The sequence below is a fragment of the Terribacillus sp. JSM ZJ617 genome, assembly GCF_044383785.1.
Taxonomy (GTDB): Bacteria; Bacillota; Bacilli; order Bacillales; family Amphibacillaceae; genus Terribacillus.
In genome coordinates, this window is sequence record NZ_JBISEQ010000002.1 from 622,826 (window position 1) to 645,137 (window position 22,312).

The 22,312-nt window shown below is 44.6% G+C and carries 26 protein-coding genes, 1 tRNA gene and 1 riboswitch; of the genes, 13 read left to right on the plus strand and 14 right to left on the minus strand.

Annotated features, from left to right (window positions below; translation table 11 throughout):
* Positions 1–21: 21 nt before the first annotated feature.
* Positions 22–444: an SA1362 family protein gene (locus tag ACH6C1_RS09365; RefSeq protein ID WP_374076558.1), complete on the plus strand. Its 423-nt coding sequence runs from the start codon at positions 22–24 to the stop codon at positions 442–444.
* A gap of 13 nt (positions 445–457) precedes the next feature.
* Here ACH6C1_RS09365 and ACH6C1_RS09370 read toward each other — a convergent pair whose 3' ends face one another.
* Together ACH6C1_RS09370 and mntR are read right to left on the minus strand one after the other, a co-directional pair.
* Positions 458–1,345 (minus strand): patatin-like phospholipase family protein, encoded by an 888-nt coding sequence (locus ACH6C1_RS09370; RefSeq protein WP_374076560.1) that lies wholly within the window; start codon positions 1,343–1,345, stop codon positions 458–460.
* Between the two features lie 88 nt (positions 1,346–1,433).
* Positions 1,434–1,853: a transcriptional regulator MntR gene (gene mntR, locus ACH6C1_RS09375; RefSeq protein ID WP_374076562.1), complete on the minus strand. Its 420-nt coding sequence runs from the start codon at positions 1,851–1,853 to the stop codon at positions 1,434–1,436.
* 191 nt (positions 1,854–2,044) lie between these two features.
* Here mntR and ACH6C1_RS09380 point away from each other — a divergent pair, with 191 nt between their 5' ends.
* Positions 2,045–2,431 carry a rhodanese-like domain-containing protein gene (locus tag ACH6C1_RS09380; RefSeq protein ID WP_095222543.1) on the plus strand — a complete coding sequence of 129 codons (387 nt, stop codon included), beginning with the start codon at positions 2,045–2,047 and terminating at the stop codon, positions 2,429–2,431.
* A 36-nt stretch (positions 2,432–2,467) separates the two neighbouring features.
* Here the strand turns inward: ACH6C1_RS09380 and gcvPB are convergent, their stop codons facing one another.
* From gcvPB to gcvT, 3 genes are read right to left on the minus strand one after another with little or no spacing between them, the layout of a single operon-like run.
* The gene (gene gcvPB / locus ACH6C1_RS09385) at positions 2,468–3,937 is read right to left on the minus strand and encodes an aminomethyl-transferring glycine dehydrogenase subunit GcvPB (RefSeq protein ID WP_374076565.1); all 1,470 of its coding nucleotides are present in this window, start codon (positions 3,935–3,937) and stop codon (positions 2,468–2,470) included.
* Entirely contained in the window at positions 3,921–5,279 is a 1,359-nt protein-coding gene (gene gcvPA / locus ACH6C1_RS09390; RefSeq protein ID WP_374076567.1) for an aminomethyl-transferring glycine dehydrogenase subunit GcvPA, read from the minus strand. The genes gcvPB and gcvPA overlap by 17 nt, the downstream gene beginning before the upstream one ends.
* Before the next feature lie 14 nt (positions 5,280–5,293).
* Positions 5,294–6,394 (minus strand): glycine cleavage system aminomethyltransferase GcvT, encoded by a 1,101-nt coding sequence (gcvT, locus tag ACH6C1_RS09395; protein WP_374077184.1) that lies wholly within the window; start codon positions 6,392–6,394, stop codon positions 5,294–5,296.
* Positions 6,395–6,550: 156 nt separating this feature from the next.
* A riboswitch (glycine riboswitch) is annotated at positions 6,551–6,639 on the minus strand.
* Positions 6,640–6,834: 195 nt separating this feature from the next.
* Here gcvT and ACH6C1_RS09400 point away from each other — a divergent pair.
* Complete coding sequence (locus ACH6C1_RS09400) at positions 6,835–8,490, plus strand: DEAD/DEAH box helicase (protein WP_374076569.1); 1,656 nt, start codon at positions 6,835–6,837, stop codon at positions 8,488–8,490.
* On the plus strand, positions 8,483–9,322 hold the full coding sequence (locus ACH6C1_RS09405) for a YqhG family protein (RefSeq protein WP_374076571.1): 840 nt from the start codon (positions 8,483–8,485) through the stop codon (positions 9,320–9,322). The genes ACH6C1_RS09400 and ACH6C1_RS09405 overlap by 8 nt, the downstream gene beginning before the upstream one ends.
* 16 nt (positions 9,323–9,338) lie before the next feature.
* Here ACH6C1_RS09405 and ACH6C1_RS09410 read toward each other — a convergent pair whose 3' ends face one another.
* Positions 9,339–9,509 carry a YqzE family protein gene (locus ACH6C1_RS09410; protein WP_084160700.1) on the minus strand — a complete coding sequence of 57 codons (171 nt, stop codon included), beginning with the start codon at positions 9,507–9,509 and terminating at the stop codon, positions 9,339–9,341.
* A 190-nt stretch (positions 9,510–9,699) separates the two neighbouring features.
* On the opposite strand from ACH6C1_RS09410, the gene comGA reads away from it, so the two are divergent.
* From comGA to ACH6C1_RS09450, 8 genes are all read left to right on the plus strand, one after another.
* Positions 9,700–10,704, plus strand: a complete 1,005-nt coding sequence (comGA, locus tag ACH6C1_RS09415; RefSeq protein ID WP_374076573.1) for a competence type IV pilus ATPase ComGA — start codon at positions 9,700–9,702, stop codon at positions 10,702–10,704.
* Positions 10,655–11,716 (plus strand): type II secretion system F family protein, encoded by a 1,062-nt coding sequence (locus ACH6C1_RS09420; RefSeq protein WP_374076575.1) that lies wholly within the window; start codon positions 10,655–10,657, stop codon positions 11,714–11,716. The genes comGA and ACH6C1_RS09420 overlap by 50 nt, the downstream gene beginning before the upstream one ends.
* Before the next feature lie 14 nt (positions 11,717–11,730).
* Positions 11,731–12,042, plus strand: a complete 312-nt coding sequence (comGC, locus tag ACH6C1_RS09425) for a competence type IV pilus major pilin ComGC (protein ID WP_095222536.1) — start codon at positions 11,731–11,733, stop codon at positions 12,040–12,042.
* On the plus strand, positions 12,026–12,466 hold the full coding sequence (locus tag ACH6C1_RS09430; RefSeq protein ID WP_374076578.1) for a prepilin-type N-terminal cleavage/methylation domain-containing protein: 441 nt from the start codon (positions 12,026–12,028) through the stop codon (positions 12,464–12,466). Before comGC ends, ACH6C1_RS09430 begins: the two co-directional genes overlap by 17 nt.
* Complete coding sequence (locus ACH6C1_RS09435) at positions 12,450–12,773, plus strand: hypothetical protein (protein WP_374076579.1); 324 nt, start codon at positions 12,450–12,452, stop codon at positions 12,771–12,773. The genes ACH6C1_RS09430 and ACH6C1_RS09435 overlap by 17 nt, the downstream gene beginning before the upstream one ends.
* On the plus strand, positions 12,757–13,167 hold the full coding sequence (gene comGF / locus ACH6C1_RS09440) for a competence type IV pilus minor pilin ComGF (RefSeq protein ID WP_374076581.1): 411 nt from the start codon (positions 12,757–12,759) through the stop codon (positions 13,165–13,167). The genes ACH6C1_RS09435 and comGF overlap by 17 nt, the downstream gene beginning before the upstream one ends.
* Entirely contained in the window at positions 13,142–13,510 is a 369-nt protein-coding gene (locus ACH6C1_RS09445) for a hypothetical protein (protein WP_374076583.1), read from the plus strand. Before comGF ends, ACH6C1_RS09445 begins: the two co-directional genes overlap by 26 nt.
* 42 nt (positions 13,511–13,552) lie before the next feature.
* Positions 13,553–13,623, plus strand: a tRNA-Gln gene (locus tag ACH6C1_RS09450).
* Between the two features lie 34 nt (positions 13,624–13,657).
* On the opposite strand, the gene ACH6C1_RS09455 is transcribed toward ACH6C1_RS09450, so the two are convergent.
* The 5 genes from ACH6C1_RS09455 to ACH6C1_RS09475 all read right to left on the minus strand — a co-directional run bounded on the left by ACH6C1_RS09455 (position 13,658) and on the right by ACH6C1_RS09475 (position 19,003).
* On the minus strand, positions 13,658–14,287 hold the full coding sequence (locus tag ACH6C1_RS09455; RefSeq protein WP_374076585.1) for an MBL fold metallo-hydrolase: 630 nt from the start codon (positions 14,285–14,287) through the stop codon (positions 13,658–13,660).
* 331 nt (positions 14,288–14,618) lie between these two features.
* Positions 14,619–16,553 (minus strand): LTA synthase family protein, encoded by a 1,935-nt coding sequence (locus ACH6C1_RS09460; protein WP_374076587.1) that lies wholly within the window; start codon positions 16,551–16,553, stop codon positions 14,619–14,621.
* 81 nt (positions 16,554–16,634) lie between these two features.
* Positions 16,635–17,612 (minus strand): ROK family glucokinase, encoded by a 978-nt coding sequence (locus ACH6C1_RS09465; protein ID WP_374076589.1) that lies wholly within the window; start codon positions 17,610–17,612, stop codon positions 16,635–16,637.
* Positions 17,605–17,826, minus strand: coding sequence for a YqgQ family protein (locus tag ACH6C1_RS09470; RefSeq protein ID WP_095218046.1), 222 nt, complete (start codon positions 17,824–17,826; stop codon positions 17,605–17,607). The genes ACH6C1_RS09465 and ACH6C1_RS09470 overlap by 8 nt, the downstream gene beginning before the upstream one ends.
* A 139-nt stretch (positions 17,827–17,965) precedes the next feature.
* Positions 17,966–19,003 carry a M42 family metallopeptidase gene (locus ACH6C1_RS09475; RefSeq protein ID WP_374076591.1) on the minus strand — a complete coding sequence of 346 codons (1,038 nt, stop codon included), beginning with the start codon at positions 19,001–19,003 and terminating at the stop codon, positions 17,966–17,968.
* A gap of 80 nt (positions 19,004–19,083) precedes the next feature.
* Between ACH6C1_RS09475 and ACH6C1_RS09480 the strand changes: the two genes are divergently transcribed.
* Positions 19,084–19,911 carry a hypothetical protein gene (locus ACH6C1_RS09480; RefSeq protein WP_374076593.1) on the plus strand — a complete coding sequence of 276 codons (828 nt, stop codon included), beginning with the start codon at positions 19,084–19,086 and terminating at the stop codon, positions 19,909–19,911.
* On the opposite strand, the gene ACH6C1_RS09485 is transcribed toward ACH6C1_RS09480, so the two are convergent.
* The 3 genes from ACH6C1_RS09485 to ACH6C1_RS09495 all read right to left on the minus strand — a co-directional run bounded on the left by ACH6C1_RS09485 (position 19,905) and on the right by ACH6C1_RS09495 (position 22,302).
* Positions 19,905–21,437 (minus strand): rhomboid family intramembrane serine protease, encoded by a 1,533-nt coding sequence (locus ACH6C1_RS09485; RefSeq protein ID WP_374076594.1) that lies wholly within the window; start codon positions 21,435–21,437, stop codon positions 19,905–19,907. The two genes, ACH6C1_RS09480 and ACH6C1_RS09485, sit on opposite strands and share 7 nt — an antisense overlap.
* Positions 21,438–21,492: 55 nt before the next feature.
* A complete protein-coding gene (locus ACH6C1_RS09490) occupies positions 21,493–21,681 on the minus strand; it encodes a hypothetical protein (protein WP_141234134.1) in 189 nt (62 codons plus the stop codon).
* 63 nt (positions 21,682–21,744) lie between these two features.
* Positions 21,745–22,302, minus strand: coding sequence for a 5-formyltetrahydrofolate cyclo-ligase (locus ACH6C1_RS09495; RefSeq protein ID WP_374076596.1), 558 nt, complete (start codon positions 22,300–22,302; stop codon positions 21,745–21,747).
* Between the last annotated feature and the right edge of the window lie 10 nt (positions 22,303–22,312).

Consider the following 22,312-nt stretch of genomic DNA (forward strand, 5'->3'; position numbering starts at 1 on the left):
CATGGAAAGGAGGAAAATGGGTTGCGTAGATCTGGGTCTTCCATCATCGTGTTTGTTTTGATTGGTCTTGCTGTCATCGGTGTCAGCATGCAGCTCGTGACAAATCCAGGAGCATTCTTCCAAAACGTGCTCGTTTGGATCGGAGGTGCCGTCCTCTTTGGTGCATTACTCTACTTCATTCTTACACGCTTGCGTGGCCGCTCCGCTGCAGGCGGCAGCGGCAGCAGCAGTGATATGCAGAAATATAAGAAAGCAGTAAAGCAGTCCAAACAGAAATACAAGCAGCCAAAAGCCCGCCCTGTCAGCAAACCAGCTAAACCAGCAGCTAGTATCAAAAAAGCTTCCGCTGCCAGAAAAAAACGTCCGGTAAAGGATCGCTCACGCGGTCCGCAGCTTCGTGTCATCGAAGGAAACAAACAGAAACGCAAAAAGTCGAGCATCTGATGCCCGACTTTTTTTATGGCCAGCGTTTTAGAAAGTGCTCTGCTTTCTCTTTGCCGACTGCTATCAGCTTCTCCTTTTCCAAAGCTGATATATCGAAATCGGCCATTCCGATACCTTCTACCGGAATGAAGATGATGTCCCTTGCTGTTTCCTGATTTATATGACGCATATCATGCGCTACCTTCATCGTCTTAAAAAGCGCATAAAACAGATCAAAAGATTGATGAACTTTCTGGACCGGAATTTTTTGTACTGCTTCACTCAGCTTCATTCCCAGGATAGGCCGCCTCAATAGACGCTCCTCCCCTTCCAGTGTCCAAAGCGGGAAGTTGCTCAGCACTCCGCCGTCGAGCAGCAGACTTCTTTTCCGATTGTTATAGAGAAGTTTTGCCGGCATGAATATGTACGGAATACCTGCACTCATCCTAATAGCCCGGGCTACCGGGAAACTTCCGCCATCGATTCCATATGTCTCGTTCAAATCATCCGGAAAAACGATTAACCTGCCTAACGTTACATCTGCTGCGATCACTTTCAATGTTCGAGGCTTCAAATCATGAAAAGTATACACTTGTTTTCTTGCCAATGCCTCATAAAGCCAGCGTTCCAATGCATTTCCTTTATACAGGCCCATCTTAAAATAAAGCGTCAGCCAGTTGGCAAAGGGAATATATCTTGTAAGCTTAATAGGATCGGTGAATTTACTGATATCCGTTTCTTGAAGCAATGCTTCCATTTCTTCCCCGCTGTAGCCTGCTGCCAGCAAGCCGGCGACAATAGCACCAGCAGAGGTGCCAGCCACATTTTCAAACTCGTATTTCTCCTTCTCCACAGCCTGTATAGCACCGATGAATGCAAAAGCCTTCACCCCGCCGCCTGAGAAAACACCGTCTATTTTCATAAGCACGCTCCATGATGACTTTTTATTATACCTAATCAGGAAAGTGCTTTTTTAGAACAAAAAAACCATCCAAATTGGATGGTTTCTGTTAAGACTTCTGTTTTTGCTGTATTTTGATCAATGCTTCTTTCCGTTCATTATCTTCCTGGAAGTACTGAACAAGATCACCGATCCGCTCGATTGAATTCCAGCTCATATGATGCTCGATACCTTCTACATCCTGATAAATATTCTCTTCCTCGACACCGATTATTCGCAGGAAGTCTTCCAAAAGTTCATGCCGATAGACAAGCCGTTTGCCGACCTGCTCTCCTTTATCAGTAAGAATCAAGCCACGGTACTTTTCATATTTCAGATATTCATCTTTGTCCAGCTTCTGCACCATTTTCGTAACAGAAGACGGATGTACCTGCAGATTCTCTGCTATATCGGACACTCGGGCATATCCTTTTTTCTCCATTAATATGTAAATTTGTTCAATATAATCTTCCATGCTCGGTGTAGGCATAAAACTCCTCCATTCAATCCACTGCAACTTCTATCTTAATATGATACACCTTTTCCAGCGGACAAACAAGCCAACAAAGTTGAAGCGGGTCAAAAGTGTTACACTTATATGAACAGCTATAAAAAATCTTTGAAAATAAGCGCCTGCTTGCTATAATGTAAGTTGGAGTATCAGCAGATGGGGGAAATGACATGGAAGCAGTACTAGTTATTGGAGTTGCACTGATTGTATTCATCGCATATAGTGTAATCCGCTATTTCATTCAGAAGAAACACCTGAAAACTCTTACAGAGGAAGAATTCAAAGCTGGATACCGTAAAGCGCAGCTGATTGATGTACGTGAGCCGAAGGAATTCGACGGCGGACACATCCTAGGTGCACGGAATATCCCACTTACCCAGCTTCGCTACCGTTTGGCTGAAATCCGCAAGGACAAGCCTGTTTATATGTATGACCAAAACGGTACACGTACTGTTCGTACTGCAGCAATGCTGCATAAAAAAGGCTATCAGGATCTTAATCAGCTAAAAGGCGGTTTCAAAGCCTGGAGCGGTAAGATCAAACGTAAAGGTGATTAAAAGAGCTTTGCACATTATGTGTGCAAAGCTCTTTTTTCATTCTGGTGTAGGTGTATAGCGAAGAATCGGCTTTCTGGCGGCAGTCGTTTCATCCATTCTGCTGACGACTGTTGTATGCGGCGCCTCTTGTACAATCTCTGGGTTATGTTCTGCATCTGCAGCAATATCCAGCATCGTATCAATGAAACTATCCAATGTTTCTTTCGCTTCTGTTTCGGTTGGCTCGATCATTAGTGCTTCCTCAACATTGAGCGGGAAGTAAATAGTCGGTGGATGGTACCCGAAATCAAGCAATCGTTTCGCGATATCAAGCGTACGGACACCCAGCTTTTTCTGTCTGCGCCCGGAAAGAACGAATTCATGCTTACAATGCTGGGTGTATGGCAGATCGAATGCTTCACTCAAGCGACGCATCATGTAATTCGCATTCAGGACCGCATATTCACTTACACGTTTCAGTCCTTCTGGTCCCATCGTCCGGATATACGTGTACGCACGTACGTTGATACCGAAGTTTCCGTAATATGGCTTCACTCGTCCGATAGAATCTGGACGATCTTCGTCAAGGATGATTCCTTCCCCTTGTCTGCGGACAACCGGCTTCGGCAGGAAGGCTGCAAGCTCCTCCGAAACGCCGACAGGACCCGATCCTGGTCCCCCGCCGCCATGCGGGCCGGTGAATGTTTTATGCAAATTCAAGTGCACAACATCAAAGCCCATATCTCCAGGTCTTGTATAACCCATGATGGCATTCAGATTTGCACCATCATAATACAATTTACCGCCTGCTTCATGGACAATCTTGGCCATTTCCAAAATATCCTTTTCGAACAGACCGAGTGTATTCGGATTCGTAAGCATCAGCGCTGCTGTATCTTCTCCAACGACTCGACGCAAATCCTCCAAGTCAACTAGTCCTTCTTCATTTGATTTAACTGTTACTGATTCGAATCCAGCAACAGTTGCCGAAGCAGGGTTTGTTCCATGCGCCGAATCCGGCACGATAACCTTCGTACGCTGCGTCTCGCCATTCTTCTCATGCAAGGCACGGATCATCATCAGTCCAGTCCACTCTCCATGAGCTCCTGCTGCAGGCTGCAAGCTAACCTCGTGCATACCGGTAATTTCCTTCAGCTGCTCTTGCAGATCGAACATAAGCTCCAGTGCACCTTGTGCCGTTTTGTGATCCTGATACGGATGAACGTGGCTGAATCCATCCATTCTGATGACATCTTCATTGATTTTCGGATTATACTTCATCGTACAAGAGCCGAGCGGATAGAATCCGGAATCAACGCCATAGTTTCTTCTTGAAAGAGCTGTGTAATGCCGGATGATCTGCAGCTCGCTCAATTCTGGAAGCGCTGCTGGTTCGCTTCGAATATATTCTGACTCGAAAACTTCTGAAAGATCCGTTTCCGGAACATCCAGCGGCGGCAAGCTGTATCCTGTCCTGCCTGCTTTCGTTTGTTCGAATAACAATGGGAAATCAGTATTGTTTTGCATGGACTGCAGCCACCTCTCTTACAAATGTATCAATCTGTTCTTTTGTGCGCTGCTCCGTCACAGCTACAAGTATGTGGTTCTTCAAACGATCATCAATCCGTCCCAAGTGATACCCCCCGATAAACCCTTGTGTAACCAGATGATCATTCAGTGCATCCGCATCATCTTCTACTTTAATTACCAATTCATTAAAGAAGGCACCTTGGAAGATGACTTGCAGCCCGTGTGCTTCAAGCTGCTTTTTCATATAAAGTGCTTTTTGGATATTCAAGTGAGCCATCTCAGCTACACCTTTTTTGCCTAGTGCACTCATGGCAACTGAAGAAGCCAAAGCATTCAATGCCTGATTGGAGCAAATATTCGATGTGGCCTTGTCCCGGCGGATATGCTGCTCACGTGCTTGGAGTGTCAGAACGAAACCACGTCTGCCTTCCTCATCTTTCGTCTGTCCGACAAGTCTTCCTGGCAGCTTGCGCATCAATTTCGCTGAGCTTGCGAAATAGCCGCAGTGAGGACCGCCGAACTGCGCCGGGATACCGAATACCTGTGTATCCCCAACAACGATATCTGCTCCGAAGCTGCCTGGCGGAGTCAAGAATCCTAAAGCCAACGGATTGCTGGAGACAACCATCATCGCTTTCGGCTGTGCATCTATGATTTTGCGAATAACAGCTAACGGTTCGACCTGTCCGAAGAAATTCGGATATTGCACGATGACACTAGCCGTATCCTCATCCACAGCTTCTTCCAGTGCTTCTAAATCGGTCAAGCCATCCTTATGAGGAACTGTGACAATTTCCAAATGCTGCCCTCTTCCATAAGAATCGATCACTTGTCGAGATTCCGGATGAACCGCTTCTGATACAATGATTTTCTTCTTCCGCGTATGGCCAGCGCTTAATGTCGCTGCTTCTGCAAGTGCAGTTCCGCCATCATACATGGAGCTATTCGCAACATCCATTCCAGTCAGCTCAGCAATCATCGTCTGGAACTCAAAGATTGCCTGCAGCTCTCCTTGGGAAATTTCAGGCTGATACGGCGTATAAGCTGTATAGAATTCAGATCTCGATATAACATGATCCACAATCGAAGGAATGTAATGATCGTACACACCAGCTCCAAGGAAGGAAGCATGTGTTTTCATCGTCACGTTACGACTTGCCAAAGCTGCCAGTTCAGCTTTCAATTCCCCTTCACTTTTCGGTTCCTTGATCTGAAGCGGTCCCTTCAAGCGAACTTCCTCGGGGATATCAGAGAACAGCTCCTCCGTGTCTTTCACGCCTATCGTTTGAAGCATTTCTTCTTTGTCTTGCTCTGTCATCGGTAAGTACCTGAAATCCATGCTGTATCCTCCCTCTATTTCCGTTTATAGAATGGTGTTGCAACTACCTTGGCTTGCAGCCGTTTCTTTCGTATCTGCACTTCCACCAGACTGCCTTCTTCGACAGCATCCGCTTGTACGAGTGCAAGGCCGATATAACTATCCAGTGTCGGTGACTTTGTTCCTGTCGTTACCTCACCGATTTGTTCGTCACCGCTGAAAATTGGATAACCATGGCGCGGTATCCCTTTTTCCTGCATTTCAATGCCGACGAGCTTCCGGTTCGCTCCGTTCTCTTTTTGCTTCTTCAAGGTCTCTTTTCCGATGAATTCGGCAGACTTATTCGTTTTCACTGCAAATCCAATTCCCGCCTCGATCGGCGTAATGTCCTTCGACAACTCATTCCCATACAGCGGCAGATTCGCTTCAAAGCGTAAGGTATCCCTTGCACCCAAACCAACTGGCTGAAGATTGTATGCTTGACCGTTTTCCAGCAAAAGCTCCCAGACAGCTTGCCCGCTTGCAGCCGGTCCGTAGATTTCAAAGCCATCTTCGCCAGTGTAGCCTGTGCGTGAGATTAGGAAATCTCCTTCCGCCCCTTCCAGATGCACTGGAAAAGCGAATCGGAAAAATGAAATTTCCGACAATTTTTCATCTGTCAGCTTCTGCAGTATTTGCTCTGCATGAGGTCCTTGCAGGGCAACTTGCATATAAGCATCTGATTGATCTTCGATACTGACACCATCTCGTTTATGAGAAAGCAGCCACTCCAAGTCCTTTGCTGTATTGCTGGCATTCACAACTAGCAGATAACGGTTCTCTTCCAGCATATAAACGATTAAATCGTCTACTGTTCCGCCATTTTCATAACACATGACACTGTATTGCGCTTTATTCGGAACGAGCAGTTCAATGTCATTTGTCAGGACAAACTGCAGAAAGTCTTTGCTAGCTGGTCCTTCAACCAGAATCTCACCCATATGGGAAACATCGAACAAACCGGCCGCCTGCCGCACTGCATGATGTTCTTCCTGGATGCTGCTGAAATGGACTGGCAGTTCCCATCCCCCGAAATCGATCGTCTTGCTGTTTGCCTCGTAAGCAGGATAAAGCGGGGTTCTTCTCAACTCACTCATCATCTTGCTCCTCTCTTATGTACCTCGCAACAAAAAACAGAGCCACCTCGAAAAAGCTTTGAGGGGCTCTGTCCATTTACCAGAAAGTTTCTTATCGTCCTTGGACCATAGTTGCTTCTTGGGTGGCTTCTACTACGGAAGCACTCTCCAGAGTTGCGTCGTGCTGGAGTTCTTTTGCCTGAGAGATTCACTCAATATTTGCTCCTTCGGCGCCGCTGTACAGCGGTCTCTCCTCCAACATTCACTCGCGGTTTATGAAATTGGAAAACGCGGGCATACTAACAGACAATCAACCTATAAAAAAGCAAAATCCAAACATTTTAATAAAAAATATTGATAATGTCTGGTTTCAGCCTCATTATAACATAACATTTTTACGATGTGTCTACCTTTTTAAGCTTTTTAAACGAAACTCCGAAGAATAAGGAGATGAAATCACAATGCAGGTGCATATAAAAGATGATAAACCTTTCCTCGACATGATGGATGATAAATTGCAGCAAGAAGGAGAAACAGCATCATGGGAGCATTTCAAGATGGCTTATACAGCGGCCAAGGAAACGAATATCGATACATTTACCGGGTTGGTTGCACCTGGCTATCTGCCGCATATGACCTTCCATCCCCATCAGCTGGAAGCAAGCCGGCGAGTTGTGGAAGAAATGAATGGACGCGCCATCCTGGCAGATGAAGTTGGTCTGGGGAAAACGATTGAAGCAGGTCTCGTATTGAAAGAATTAATGATACGAGGCTTGGTGAAAAAAGTACTTCTGCTCGTGCCGGCATCTTTAGTGAACCAATGGGTGAACGAATTGAACACAAAATTTCATATTCCGGCAGCCTCCCAGCGTAAGCAATATGTGTGGGAGCATTATGATGTGATCGTCTCCTCCATCGACTTGGCAAAGCGCTCCCCTCACCGGGAGATCATTTTGGAGCAGGACTATGATTTCGTGCTGATCGATGAGGCGCATAAACTGAAAAACAATAAGACAAGAAACTATGCGTTCATCCAATCGCTCAAAAAGAAATATTGCCTGCTGCTGACTGCAACGCCTGTCCAAAACAAGCTAAGTGATATTTACAATCTTGTATCCTTGCTAAAGCCTGGCTACCTTGGCAGCTACAAGCAATTCAAAGATACATATGGAGATGACCGAAGAGATGCAGAAGAGCATCATTACTTGAAGGAGCTTATCCGTAAAGTGATGGTCCGCAACCGACGGGAAGAAACGGGACTGCAATGGACAAAGCGGAAAGTGGAGACGATTTGGATTGATTTTACCGAACAAGAGCGACAGGTATATGAAAATATGCAAGACTCCACCAGTGCTGCAGCAACCTTTGCAAAAATAACCCTGCTCCGCGAGCTATGCAGCTCCAGGGAAGCGGCATATTTGTCCATGAAAAAGATGGTCGAGGAAAATCCGGAAACCGGTAATGTGTATTTGCCCGTTATGAAAGAGATTGAAAAGCTGCCGCAGCATAGCAAGGCACTGAAAGTGGTCGAGCTGATCAAGGCTGCTCCTCCAGGAGAAAAGTTCATCATCTTTACCGAATACCGGGCAACGCAATTTTACTTGCAGTGGACGCTGAAGCAGCACGACATATCCTCCGTTCCATTCCGAGGTGGGTTCAAGGCCGGTAAAAAGGATTGGATGCGCGAGCTGTTCGAAAAACACGCACAAGTACTGATTGCGACCGAAGCTGGCGGCGAAGGTATCAACCTCCAATTTTGCAGTAATATGATCAATTATGATTTGCCATGGAACCCGATGCGGCTGGAGCAGCGCATTGGAAGGATCCATCGTTTTGGTCAGCAGAAGGATGTACAAATCTATAATTTTGCCGTACGGAACACGCTTGAAGCACACATATTGGAATTGCTTTATAAGAAAATCAACTTATTCGAGCGGGTAATCGGGAATCTAGATCATATCCTTGCCGAACTGCAAGTTTCCGATGTGGAAAAAGAGATTAAGCGGATATTTGCTGACTCCCGTTCCGAAGGAGAAATAAAAGTAAAGCTGGATAATTTGACTGCGGTAATCACCGAGACGGGTGAACAGCTGGAAAGGGATAAATTACATGGATAGACAAACACTCCACCAGTTTCTGCGGAAATTTTTCCTATCTAACGGCTGTCAGCTTCTTGAGGAAAAAGAGGGGCTGCTTCGGTTCCTATTGACTCCAGAACTGGATGAAGAATTGATGAATCGGCCGTTTTATTGGCGCTATAAGAAAAGACTTGGCCAAGAAGGTGATCCTATGGAGCTCACCCTTCTGACCGACCCAAACGAGACAGCTGAGAAAGCAGAGCATATTCATTTCGGCAGCCCTCGACTGCACAAGATATTCCGTCTGATCCGCGACTCCGCCCAAGTAGCTCGTCTTTATGAAAAGGTAGATACAGCTTCCCGGACACCTTTATACCCGTGGCTAATCCGCAACATGAGCGTCCACTTTTCCGGTAAACGCAAACGTACGGAAACACATTCTGTTGGCTTACAGTTACTGAATGGCCAGCTCGCAACCGATTGGATGGAGAACTTCTCCCAGGTGGAATTCAGACAGCAAATCAGCGATCAATGCTATTGCCTCTCCCCTATCATCCGATACCAAAGCGGCTACCAACGGATAAGCAGCTATATGCATACCTATCTGGATACTATTGATGACAGCTGGGTGAAAGAAACAGCAGAAACGCTCAAACAAGAAGAAGAATTGCTGGCACACTTTTTTGATCAAAGCGCTCAGGAAGAGCTCGAAGAAGAAATCCGCGAAGAAAGAGCTGCACTATATAAGAACGAGCTGGATGCAGTGCATAAAAGACTAGTCCCATCCATTCAAATGGAGACAATCAATGCCGGCATCTTCTATCTATCCGAAGAAACCGTACAGAAACTGCTCCATAAAAAAGAGGCCTGAATCATGTTCAGGCCTCTTACTTTTTACGACTACGGAAGAACAGCTTGAAAGCAAATGGCAGAACACCAAACCACTTTCCGTGCAGCTGGTGTTTTTCTTTTTCCTTCTGTTTCTTCTCCTGCTTCGGTGCATCCATCTTTTTCACCAGCTCCTGGGTTACGAATCGGAAATAATCATTGGAAGACATGTGCTTAGCCCCCTCTACTTTTACTAGTAGCGTGACCAATTTCATTTCGTTCCATACAACATACGTGAAGTTCTCTTTCTTAATTAGCAGAAATGAATTTTGTCCTCCAATGCACTGTGTTTCCTTTATTTTCGCAATATGACCGCTGCTATGACTTTGTAGTATTGTAACTGCAAAGGAGGTGATATAAGTGCTGGATAGCCCTTCAGTTTTTGCGGCTAGTTTGATGGAAGAAGCGATACAGCAGCGGGCGTCAGACATTCATTTCACACCGGAAGAAGATGAAACAAGCGTATTCATACGGATACACGGAAAGCGTGTCCTGCACAGTCGCTTATCGACTCCGAGTTTTCGCAAGCTGATTGCTTACTATAAATTTGTCAGCGGTATGGATATCGGAGAGATGCAAAAACCTCAGGATGGGGCAATGCCATTTTCGTATAAGGGACAAAAGCAATATTCTCTTCGTCTATCTACCCTGCCGCTGAAACAAACAGAAAGCTTGGCAATTCGTATACTTCCCCAAAGTGATGCACCCTTGCTCGACCAGTTGTTTTTATTTCCGTTCCAAATAAGTTCATTGCGGCAACTATTGCTGGAAAGTACAGGAATTCTCCTGTTCACAGGCCCGACAGGCAGCGGGAAAACGACGACAATGTATAGCATCCTGCAGGATTTATTACGAATCAAAGCATGTCAGGCTATCACATTGGAGGATCCGATTGAGAAAAGAATGGAAAACATGCTGCAGGTGCAAGTGAATGAGAAGGCCGGCCTTACGTATCAAGCAGGATTAAAAGCAGCGCTGCGGCATGATCCTGATGTGCTGATGATCGGAGAAATCCGCGATGAATCCACAGCCAGCTTCGCCTTCGAAACGGCAAGGACTGGACATCTTGTCATAAGCACGCTCCATGCCAAAAATGCAGCAGGCGCTATTCACCGCTTGAAGGAAATGGGAATTCCCATAGCTGACTTGCATCATACGTTAATTGGTGTCGCATCGTTGGAACTTCTTCCTATCACAACGCCCCATCCTTCACGTGCGGCCATTATGGAGCTGGCCGACTCTTCACAAATCAGCCGCATGCTGAAAACGAATAAAACATCTTTCCTGACATTCGCAAAACTTAGGAGGAAAGCCTATGCATATGGTTTTATCACGAAAGAAAATTATCAACTTCAAGAAGGATGACAAACTGTCTATGGAACAGCAGATGCTTTTCCTCCAGCAGCTTCACCGACTCAGAACACAAGGATATGATATGGCTCGCTCGCTTGATTTCCTTCACTGGCAGCCGCAATGGCGAACGGCTACACAGACTCTTCAGGAAGGTCTTAGGCAAGGTTTGCGACTGGACGAAGCCTTTTCACACGCTCGTTTTTCATCGTTAATCGTCATTCACTTTTATGTGGCACATCATGACGGAAACTTGGAAGATGCATTGGCAAGAAGCTACACTACAATGCAAAAACAAATACAGCAGCTTACTAAGTTCAAGAAAGTCACTCGTTACCCCATCTTTCTTCTATTGAGTATTCTGCTGCTGCTTCTTTTTGTTAAGCTTTATGTCTATCCTTCTTTTCTAACTCTTTTTGCATATTCTGCAGAATCAGCAACCCTTCTCCGCTTTTTCTCCAATCTGGTGAATTTACTTTTGTATGCAAGCTTACTCCTCGGTGTGATCGGAATCAGTCTATATTTCCTACAAGGATCCTTTAAGAAACGCTGGCCACCCGCAAAGAAACGCTATTACTTGGAGCGCATACCTGTCATTCACAGTATAGCCCGCACAAGGACAAGCTTCCAGTTCGCCATTCAGCTTGGTAATTTTCTTTCAGCGGGACTTTCCCTGTATGAAAGTCTCCAGCTTCTATCAAAACAGCAATATCATGACATGCTTCAGTTGTACAGCAGTGTCTTACTATCCCAGCTGACCTCAGGATATACATTGAAGGAATGTCTGCCAAGTTTTCCACTGCTTGATGCCCAGCTTCAAAGTATTTTGGTGAAAGAAAATGATGTATCATCACAATCAAAAGATTTGCTGATGTATGCAGAGATCATGACAACTAAAATGGAAGATCGAACAAAAACTGTCCTCTATCTGCTCCAGCCTATTCTGCTTTGCATCATGGCACTATGCATCATTATTGTCTATCTATCTTTGCTTCTCCCTATGTTTCAGATGGTTCATACACTATAGAAAGAGGTTAACTGATGCGAAATGAAAAAGGATTCACATTAATAGAAATGCTTATAGTTTTGCTTGTTATCTCCGTGTTGATGATTCTTATCGTGCCGAACTTAGCTGATAAAAATGACCGGGTCCAAACGCAGGGCTGTGAGGCACTATTAAAATTAGCTGAAAGTCAAGTGCAAACGTATAAGATAGACAATGGGACCGCCCCAACCTCGATTGCACAGCTCCAAGATGGCTACTTGACTGAAACGACATGTCAGGGTGGTAAGCGTTCCTTGGTACTAAGCCCTGGAGGCGAGGTTTCTTTAACGAATGCATCAGGCTCATAAACAAAAAGGTTTCAGTTTGCTTGAATTGATTATAGTACTCGGTCTCGCTTCTTTACTGATTAGCATCGGAACAGGTGTGTATTCCCACTTATTTGTGGAAGCAGAAGCAAAACAATTCAAAAATCGGCTGGAACAAGATTTGCTTTATTTGCAGCAATACACGCAATTCGACAGGTCAGCTAAGCTGTACCTAGATAAAGGTAAATATGAAATCTATTCAAGCAGATTGAAGAAAGTTCTGTTAGTCCAGGAAATACCTGAAGGCTATGCGATTACTATTTATCCCAGTGCATTGTCATTCGGGTTCAATCAAACAGGTACAGCACTTGCTCCTGGTAATTTCACTATACGTACTCCTGCCGGAACCGATAAACTTGTATTTCCGCTTGGGAAAGGAAGAGGGCGCTATGAAGAAAGCAGATAATCAAGATGGTTTTCTGCTGCTGGAAGCATTGTTCAGTTTCGCGATGTTTCTGCTGCTATGTACGCTTCTGCTTCCGTTATGGATTGACGTGAAAAAGGAACATTACATTCAGGAAAAACGTACGTTTTATTATAGTCTTCTCCAAAATGAACTCGCAAAGGCCGAACCAAAAGATCAGTATTTTAGAGACGATAAACTATTTATCGCATTAAGATTCAGTATCGAGGATGGACTTAAAAAAGGCTGCATTGACCTAAGAGTAAAAGGGCGAAAGGAGAATCGCTGCCTATATGGTTATCTCGAATAATAAAGGTTTCACGCTTCTTGAAGCAATAATTGCATTGGGCATATTGATTCTGATTCTCGTTTCAGTCCCTCCCCTTCTGACTCCTTTGGTTCAAGACACAAAATCAGAAGCTGTGTCTGTCAGACAGGCACTTCACTTCATATCAATGGAAGTGCACAAAGGCGCTGCTGTAAATACCGCGGAAGATAAGCTTTACATTCAGGATCAGCAAGGTCGAACAGCAGTTTTTGAGCAATATAAAGATATGATTCGAAGACAAGTTGATGAGAAAGGACATGAAATCTACTTGCACCATATTGAAGATTTAGAATTCATCCAGGATGGCAGCTCGATTGTCATAACTGTCAAAGGAAAAGAGGGATTGTCATATGAGAAACGTATTGATATGGAATGAACAAGGGTTCCTTCATCCATTCCTCTTGTTTCTGACAGCTTTCTTTCTGCTCCTACTAACTTCAGGCAGTATGCTTCTTCAAACGAAAGTACAATCGACTGACATGCTTTTCGAACAGTATAAATTAGAGCAAGCTGCATCTATCGCTTTCAAAACAGTCGAAAACCACTATCTTCCGAATCTAAAACCAGATGACGATGATCAAACCATTGAAATCCATAACAAAGCTTTGGAAGCTCATATCACCATTAATAGAGAAGAACAGCACCTACTTGTACGATACGAAATCAAAACAGATGAAAGTCTGGAATCGGTCACTTATTATAAAAAATATCCTACATGACGTATAAGATGGACAATCTAGTGCAAAATAGTCTATGTACGATGGGCTATAGCCAAGTGGTAAGGCAGCGGGTTTTGGTCCCGTTATCGTTGGTTCGAACCCAGCTAGCCCAGTATAAAGATCCCGCCAAAATGGCGGGATCTTCTTTTATATAAGGAAAGGATTCTTCGCCTGTTCTTCCCCTATCGTCGTTTTTGGACCATGACCCGGGTATACTTCATAGAAGTCAGGCAGTGACAATAATTGATCGGTAATACTTTGCATCAAGGTCGGCAGATCACCTCGATAAAGATCTGTTCGTCCAATGCCACGCTGAAACAGCGCATCACCGACGATTGCATACTTTTCTTTATGGAAGACAAGGCTCACACTTCCAGGAGAATGCCCTGGTGTATGACGTACTTCAAATTCGAAATGTCCAAACCTCATATTACCTGGCTTCAGATTCACATCCGCATCTCTCGCTGTTATTTGCTTGACTGGAAACATTTTTGAACCATTCTTACCTGGATCACCTAGCCAATCAGCTTCCTCTTCATGCAGATACACAGGAATATGATAGATGTCCCGCGCATCATCGACCGCTCCGATATGATCGAAATGAGCATGTGTCAGTAGAATAGCCTGTGGTCGCAGTTCTTTCTGTTTGATCCATTCAATCAGTTTGACGCTATCTCCGCCTGGGTCAACAATCAGGCAGTCGTTCTTCGATTCCAGTATGTAACAATTTGTTCCCATCGGTCCAAGACTTAAAGTATGTATTTTCATTTTATTCATCTGCTCCTCCCTGCGATTTCTTTTAAAAAAGGCTCGACAAGCATATATGTGTGTACTACTATATAGTATGTATTTGCCAAGCATTCTTTACCACAAGTATAGCAGGTAACCAACTATTTTGCTCATAGGAGGGCAAGCAAGTGATTCTTTCGATCATCTTGTTTTTTATTGCATTTCTTTGTGTTTGCACACTAATTACAGAATGTAAAAAAAGACAAATGAAACAGGCGATCTTCACATTTATTTCTGTGGTCGTCATCACATTAGTTTCTATTACGAACTTATTATAATTCATTAAAAAAGGATCGCTGCTTATGCAGCGATCCTTTTGTTAACTTGCTTTTTCCTTACCTTCTTGGAAATCGTAGAACCGGAGCAAGTCACCATAGATAATCCGATCGGAGTAATTCAGTTCTTTCGTTACTTGTTCCTGAATCGGTTCACAGACGCTTTCTATCTGTTCACCGGTCTCACCGGATATCTCTGCTTCTTCTCCTTCTATATTGTCAGCTGGCTCACCAGTCAGTCTGTCGTAGCACATATCATTGGTGAACACATAATCCTCACTGATGAAATCTCCATTTCGAAGAGCTGTGAAATCTTTGCGATCTTCTGCAAACACATCATTACCAAATTGGATGTCGTGTTTAGCGTCGATACCCAACAGACTCAGGATGGTTGGTTTCACATCAATCTGGCCAGCTACCTTCTCCATTACCTGACCATTTCCATCGCCAGGAATATGGACGAAGAACGGCACACGCTGGTTTTGGATTTGCTGGTACGGTGTAATATCTTTACCTAAATATTGACTCATCGCTTTATTATGATATTCACTGATGCCATAGTGATCTCCCATCATCACGATGATGGAATCTTCATATTCACCCGATTCCTTCAGCTGCTCAAAGAATTTCTGTACTGCTTCGTCTGTGTAGCGCGCTGTTTGGAAATACTTATTCAGTGTCTGGGAGTTGGAGTCAAACTGATCAATAGTCGCTTCTTCTTCCGGCAAATCGAACGGATGGTGGTTCGTCAAAGTGATGAACTTCGAATAATACGGTTTATCCATTTCCTGAAGGTATGGAATCGACTGTTCGAAGAATGGTTTATCCATCAAGCCCCATCCAACTGTATTTTGGTCTTCTCCTTCGGTGATGACGTCATAGCTGTTTTCATCATAGAAGGTGTCATAGCCCAGGCTGTCATACATGACATCCCGATTCCAGAAGCTGGAGTTGTTCGAATGGAATACCGCAGTTGTGTAATCGCTTTGTCCTAAAATTTCAGGTGTTCCGTTGTATTCATTCTGACCGTGAGTGAAAAATACTGCTCCCCGAGGTAACGGATATAAGGAGTTTTCAACTAAGAATTCAGAGTCAGATGTTTTGCCCTGTTCTGTCTGATGATAGAAATTCTCGAAGTAATACGTGTCTTTGTCTTCTGTCAGGCTGTTGAGGAATGGTGTGACTTCTTCCCCGTTCAGCTCATTGTTGATCAGGAAGCTCTGCATGGATTCAAGGGAGATGAAGATGACATTCTTTCCTTCTGCCTGCCCGAATTTAGCTGACTTCTCTGTTTCCACTTCTTCATTTACATAAGAAAGAATCTCAGGAAGTTCATTTCCGTCCGCAAACACGCGCTGCGCTTCCGTCTTTGATTGCATGACTGCATCATATACATGGAAGTTGAACAAACCGATATTCTTGACCAGATATTCCCGGTCAAATCCGCGTGTAAACAGCTGCGGGCGTTCTGCTTCCGCAAGTCCGATGTTTATTACGACAACCGCAGCTATAGCCGCCATTGTTGATACTTTCTTTCTGCGAAGGTATTCAACCGTCATTGTTTCTTTAAAACGATAGCTGAGGAACCAGATAATAGCCAAATCCAAGAACAGCAGAATGTCCTGTGGATAAATGAGGCTTAATACACTGCCGCCAAGGTCAGCGGCATTGCTTCCTTGCATGAGGACCGGCACTGTAAGGAAATCACTGAAGTGTCGGTAAAAAATCAAGTTGATGTACAAGATGATAGAACCCACGAGGCTGATGATCCGGATATACCGCATCTGCCATTTTCGTGAGAATAAAACGCTGAGACCAAAAGCTAAAAAGGCACTGACAAACGGATTCAGCAGCAGAATGAATTCCTGCATCGCATTATCCAAGCTGATGTTGAATAAGAAACGATAAATGATATACGTCTTCAGTCCAAACAAAACTGTCGCCAAAATATATAATGGTGCAGTGAATGTTCGTTTCAAGTAAAAATCCTCCTCATTATAGAACCAAGCGTAAAACAGATGGCAGCAACTTGCGCTGCTGCCATGCACGCATTTCTTTATTTATTTTGCGGTCTCTTCCAAGTGCTGTTTGACTAAGTAAGCAGCACCGTAGACACCTGCATCATTGCCGAGCTGTGCCGGCACGATTTCACATTCATATGTTGTACGCGGCAGGGCAGCTTTCACGAACGCTTCCCTGATAGGTTCCATCAAAGCATCCCCTGCTTTGGATACGCCTCCCCCGATGATGATGCGGGAAGGGTTGGTAAGGATAGCAGCGTTAGCTAACGTTTTTGCCAGGACGCTGGTCGATCTGTCCACAATCTTTTGCGCTTCTGCATCATTTTCGGCAGCCAGCTCGAAGACGTCTTTGGAAGAAACGCGACCGTTTTCTGCAAACCTTCTTCCCAAGCCGCTCTCTGGATGCGCAGCAGCAGCCTCTGTTGCCAAACGGCTGATACCTGTCGCAGAGGAGATAGTCTCTAAACAGCCTTTTCGCCCGCAATTGCACGGGGCACCATTCTCTTCGACGGTGACATGGCCGATTTCTCCTGCCGTACCATTTATTCCATTCACGATATGGCCATTAGCAATGATACCTGCTCCAACACCTGTGCCTAGTGTGATGGCAATGATATTATCCTGCTGTGCACCTGCACCTCTCCACACTTCGCCGAGCGCAGCCAAGTTAGCATCATTGTCGATGAAAACAGGCAATCCGGATAGTACGCCAAGCTCAGCAGAAAGAGGGAAATCACGCCAGCCGACATTGACTGCTTCTGCGATGACACCGTTACGCGGGACAACGAACCCTGGTGCTCCGACACCGATGCCTTGGATTGTTTCCTTTGCAATGCCACGTTCTGTTAGCTTTGCTTGGATTGTTTCCCAGATCTGCTTCGGTATGTGCAGACCTTGCTCATATTTATCCGTCTTGATCTCCCATTTTTCAACTAGTTCGCTCGTTCCATCGATGATGGCGAGCTTAATTGTTGTGCCGCCGATATCGACACCGACCAATAGTCCGTCCTTACTCATTGTTTCCCGCTCCTTCTCGACTATCCGATAAAGCACTTATCTCTTTTCTAAGAATCAAATTTGCTTGTCCATATTCCTCTAATGACAATAGGTTATTGTCATACAGCTCCCGCAGCTCTTCCAGCATCATCGTCAAATCGAGCTTGCGGTCTCCGATGTATACGAAAATACCATACGTCTTCAATAGCTGCATCACATCATAAACCGTTTTCATACACATCACCTAAGTTATTATAACAACCTTCACGTAAAATTGAAAATGATTTAAGACTACGTTCACACCTTCTTAACAATATGCCTTAATGTAAAAAAAATAACCTGAAGCCGGTTGACTTCAAGTCAATTCTTTACAATTAAAACATATCGCTCTTCAAATAAGCATCCAGCAAAGTATATGTAGCAGTCAAAGCACTTTCATGTGTGCGTTCAAATGCATGGGATGCAGCAATACCAGGTCCGATAAGACCGTGGCGGATATCGTATCCTGCACGTATCGCGGCTGATGCATCCGATCCGTAGTATGGATATATATCCAGCTTATATGGCAGACCATTGGATTGAGCGAGCTCTGCAAGCTGTTCTCTCAATGCATAATGGTAAGGTCCGCTTGAATCTTTTACACAGATGGATACATCATATTCTGTAGTGGCTTGACCGTCTCCGATCGCTCCCATATCGACTGCGATATATTCCACTACCTCCGATGGAATGCTTGAATTTCCTCCATAACCAATCTCCTCATTATTAGAAATAAGCATATGTGTGGTGTATGGCAGCTGCAGGTTTTCTTCCTTCAGTCCTCTTAGCAATTCAAGCAGAATTGCGACACTTGCTTTGTCATCCAAATGTCTTGATTTAATGAATCCTGAGTCAGTACGAACAAAACGCGGATCGAACGACACGAAATCTCCTACACGAATCCCGAGAGCTTCTGTTTCGCCACGAGATGTTGTTTGTTCATCGATGCGGACCTCGATGTTCTTCTCGTCCCGTTTTGCTTCTCCAGCTTCCTTATAAACATGAACAGATGTTTGATGCATCAGTATTGTGCCAGTGAAGGCATTATCTTTGCTATGTATCGTACAATATTCCCCTTCGACACTGTTCCAGCGGAATCCCCCTATCATTGCCAAGGACAATGTACCATCTGCTTTTATCCCTCTGACCATGGCGCCTAGTGTGTCAACATGCGCAGTCAGCAGTCGGTGGTGAGCTGTGTCTTTACCTGGTACCGTAATAAGTAGACTGCCTTTATTCGTCACCTTTGAATGGTATCCAAGTGAATCTGCCACACTGCGGCAAAAGTCAATCGCCTGTTCCGTATAACCTGAAGGACTTGGTATATGCACTAGATTTTCCAATGTTTCTGATATTCGATCTATTCGCTTCATTCGTATCCCCTCTTTCATAACATATCGGTCTATTACATAGTATCAATAAGCGAGAGTTTGTCCAATGAGGAGGAAAACAAATGCGAAAATGGCTTATAATTGGATGCGTCTTTTTTTCCATCGTCCTGTTCTCCACTTATATCATTCGTATGCAGCAGCCGCAGCCTGTCATTCAGCACTTTCCGCTTGATAGCTCTGCTGCTTTTATCGATACATCGACTTCCATGAAGAAAGTCGATTTCCGGCGCATCCATTGGCGTCTGATAAGCACACTCGATACCGAAGCATACTTACGGCAAGATGTCGGCCTCTTATACGAAAATGGCCGATTGGTTGGCGTAATGAATAAATGGCAGCACCCCGCCAGTCGGCTTACACAGGAGAAGACACATAGACTTCAGCCGAATAAGCAGCTCGATGCAGTTTCTTTTCATTTTGCTGAACTGCATAAGAATCAAATTACCAGCACATTCAAAATGTCCGGTGTTCGCTCCTACACATCTGGTACGCACGAACTTTTCTCATTTCCAAAAAATGAAAAAGAAATGCAGTCACGTCAGATTGCGAAAACAGAAACGAGCCGGACACTTCAGCAAGTCTGGAACGATGCGAAACAACAATTATCCATTCCAGCAAGTCAATACACCGAGCTACCACTCACCGCTCTGCCGACAGCCGACTTAACGAAAATCCCAGGACTTTCAGAAGATAAGGAAAGACAGGAGATTATCAGCAGGCTATGGGAAGGACTGTATCAAAATTATATACTGCCGATTGGTCCAGCAGTGGAAAAAGGCACAGCAGCTACGTATATCCCGCTTTTGCTGTTTGATAAATCAGGAAAGCATCTGCGCGTCCTCTATCAGGATGAGACAGGTCAGCACAGAGAGCTGCTGCAATATTATTGAGAGAGATTCTGTTGGAGCTGTTCATACTGGCTGTCATCAGGCTTAAGCTCGACTGCTCTCTTTGCATGCTTCATAGCTTCCTCCAATTTTCCTTCTGCCTGGAGGACAAGCGCCAAATTATAATGAGCAGCATGATCCTCCGGGGTTAATGCCACCAGTCGCTCGTAGTCCTGTGCGCTTTTATCCATGTCACCAGTCTTGTAGTAAGCTAAACCACGATTGAATAAAAGCATCGGTTCATATACAGATTCCCCTTCACTCAAAGCTAGGGTCGCATCGGAAATCACAGAAGAATAATCGTTTTGTCTTAGTGCATCTTCCACGTTAAGAACGTGACGCAGTGCATCATTTACTGGTCCAGTAAATCCATACCAAATGAGACCAGCAATAAATGCAATGGACAAAAGTGTACCGCCAATGCGCGCTCTTGTATTTCTTTTACCAGGCAAGCCAACGAGCAAAGCACTGGCAAAGCCTCCTGCCAAGCCGCCGAGATGCGCGAATACATCAATCACATGACTAGCAGAGAAACTGATCACTAAGTTAATAAGCAGGATGACGATCAAACCGTTCCCAATCGTACGCCAGAACAATTTCGGATAAACAACACCAAAATATATCAGCGCTCCAAACAATCCGAAAATCGCACCTGATGCTCCTGCACTAAGACTATCTGAGAAAGCAAAGCTTCCCAGTCCGCCTATGATTCCTCCTAAAATGTAGATGAAGAAGAAACGACGATGACCGAATATCTGCTCTGTCAATGTACCGAGATAATACAATGACAGCATATTTGTCAAAAGATGCAAGGCCCCGATATGTAAAAACATCGAGGAGATGATTCGCCACCATTCATTTTCGGCTAGAATCAATGGATTGTATTTCGCTCCGAGCTCAATAAGCACTGCAGAGTCGGTCGAGCCTCCAAGCAGTGTTTCCAAGAGGAACATTACGACACAAATTCCGATAAGTATAAAGACCAAAAGCGGCTTTTTTCGATGAAAGACGGCTTGGTCTGCCTGCTGCTGCTGAACAAGCAAGCTGCGGAGTCTGCTCTTCTCCACCTCAAGCTCATGTTCATCAGCAGAAGTCAAAGAAACCTTGTCATCAAGCTTCAAATGACGAAATAGCTTCTCCGACTCTTTTTCATATGAGCTGCCATCTAAATAATAAAGCTGCATCGGGATAGGACGCTTACTTTTGATGATCATAGGTTTTTTTAGCTTCGACCAATCATCCGCAGGTTCCTGTTCACCAAAATAGACATTATAGATACGCGTCTTCCTGGCGAACAATCCTTTGCTCATATTCTGTATCTGATTCGCCGTTTTCAAAATATCCTGTTTTAAATGATTTGCCCAAGTAAAGGTTCTATAATTAAGTTTCACAACATGGGTGATACCATTCTGCTTCTTCTCGAGCCAACAAACTCTTAAGTCGTCTTCAGCTCTCGCCAATGTAAAACCATGAACGGCTAACAAATGATTGATCATCTTATAATAGGCCGTTTCTTCGTTGTAGGTCATACCTCTCCCCCTCTTGCCTACAGTTTATCAAAAAAGTCATGGAAAAACGCCCAGTTTACACTGAGCGTTTAAATAAAATCGGGAGCATACGGGAACGTAGGGGCTCAAATCCCATTGAAAGCCGTATAAGACCTTTGCGAAGAACCGTTACGGCTAAAAGTGCATTCAGCACTCGATACCGCTCTCGTATCAAGAATACGACACTTGCTGCCAACGTTAATGTTGTGATGAGGGATTTCCACATCTGCACTCTTCCTTTCCTCTGGGATAAGCCTAGTTTAACCCTAAGCCGAATACTCCTATTCGGTTATAACAGAAAACCATCATCTGTCAAAAGATGGTCCACCGGAAGATCTAATGGTCCAACAGGCAGTGACTGCTTAATCTGCCGGCTGCTTGCAAGAGACAAAGACTTATGTTGATAATCGGTTAGATAACGATCATAATATCCGCCGCCATAACCAATCCTATAACCTGATGTATCGAAAAGAAGGCCGGGCACTATCAGAAGATCCATTTCATCCTTCGAAGCCGGTTCGCAACGTTCGGCGATCGGTTCTTTGATGCCAAACGCTCCGTCCGTTAATTGATTATAGCTTTCGATGTGGTAAAACTGCATACCTCGGTTTTCAATTGTAAGTGGGACACATATTCTCTTCTTCTCGAGCCATGCTTGCTGGATAAGCTTCGTTGTATCCCACTCATGCGGCAGGGCCATCGTCAGGCCAATGCTTTTTGCATCTTTCCAGATGGAAGAAGCAAAGAGGAGCTCTGCAAGCCGATGCTCAACATGCAGCTTATCTGTAAGCGGCATTTCCTTCAGCAAACGTAGTCCTTCCTGTCGAAGTTTTTCTTTTTCTCCCATCTTCCCTGCC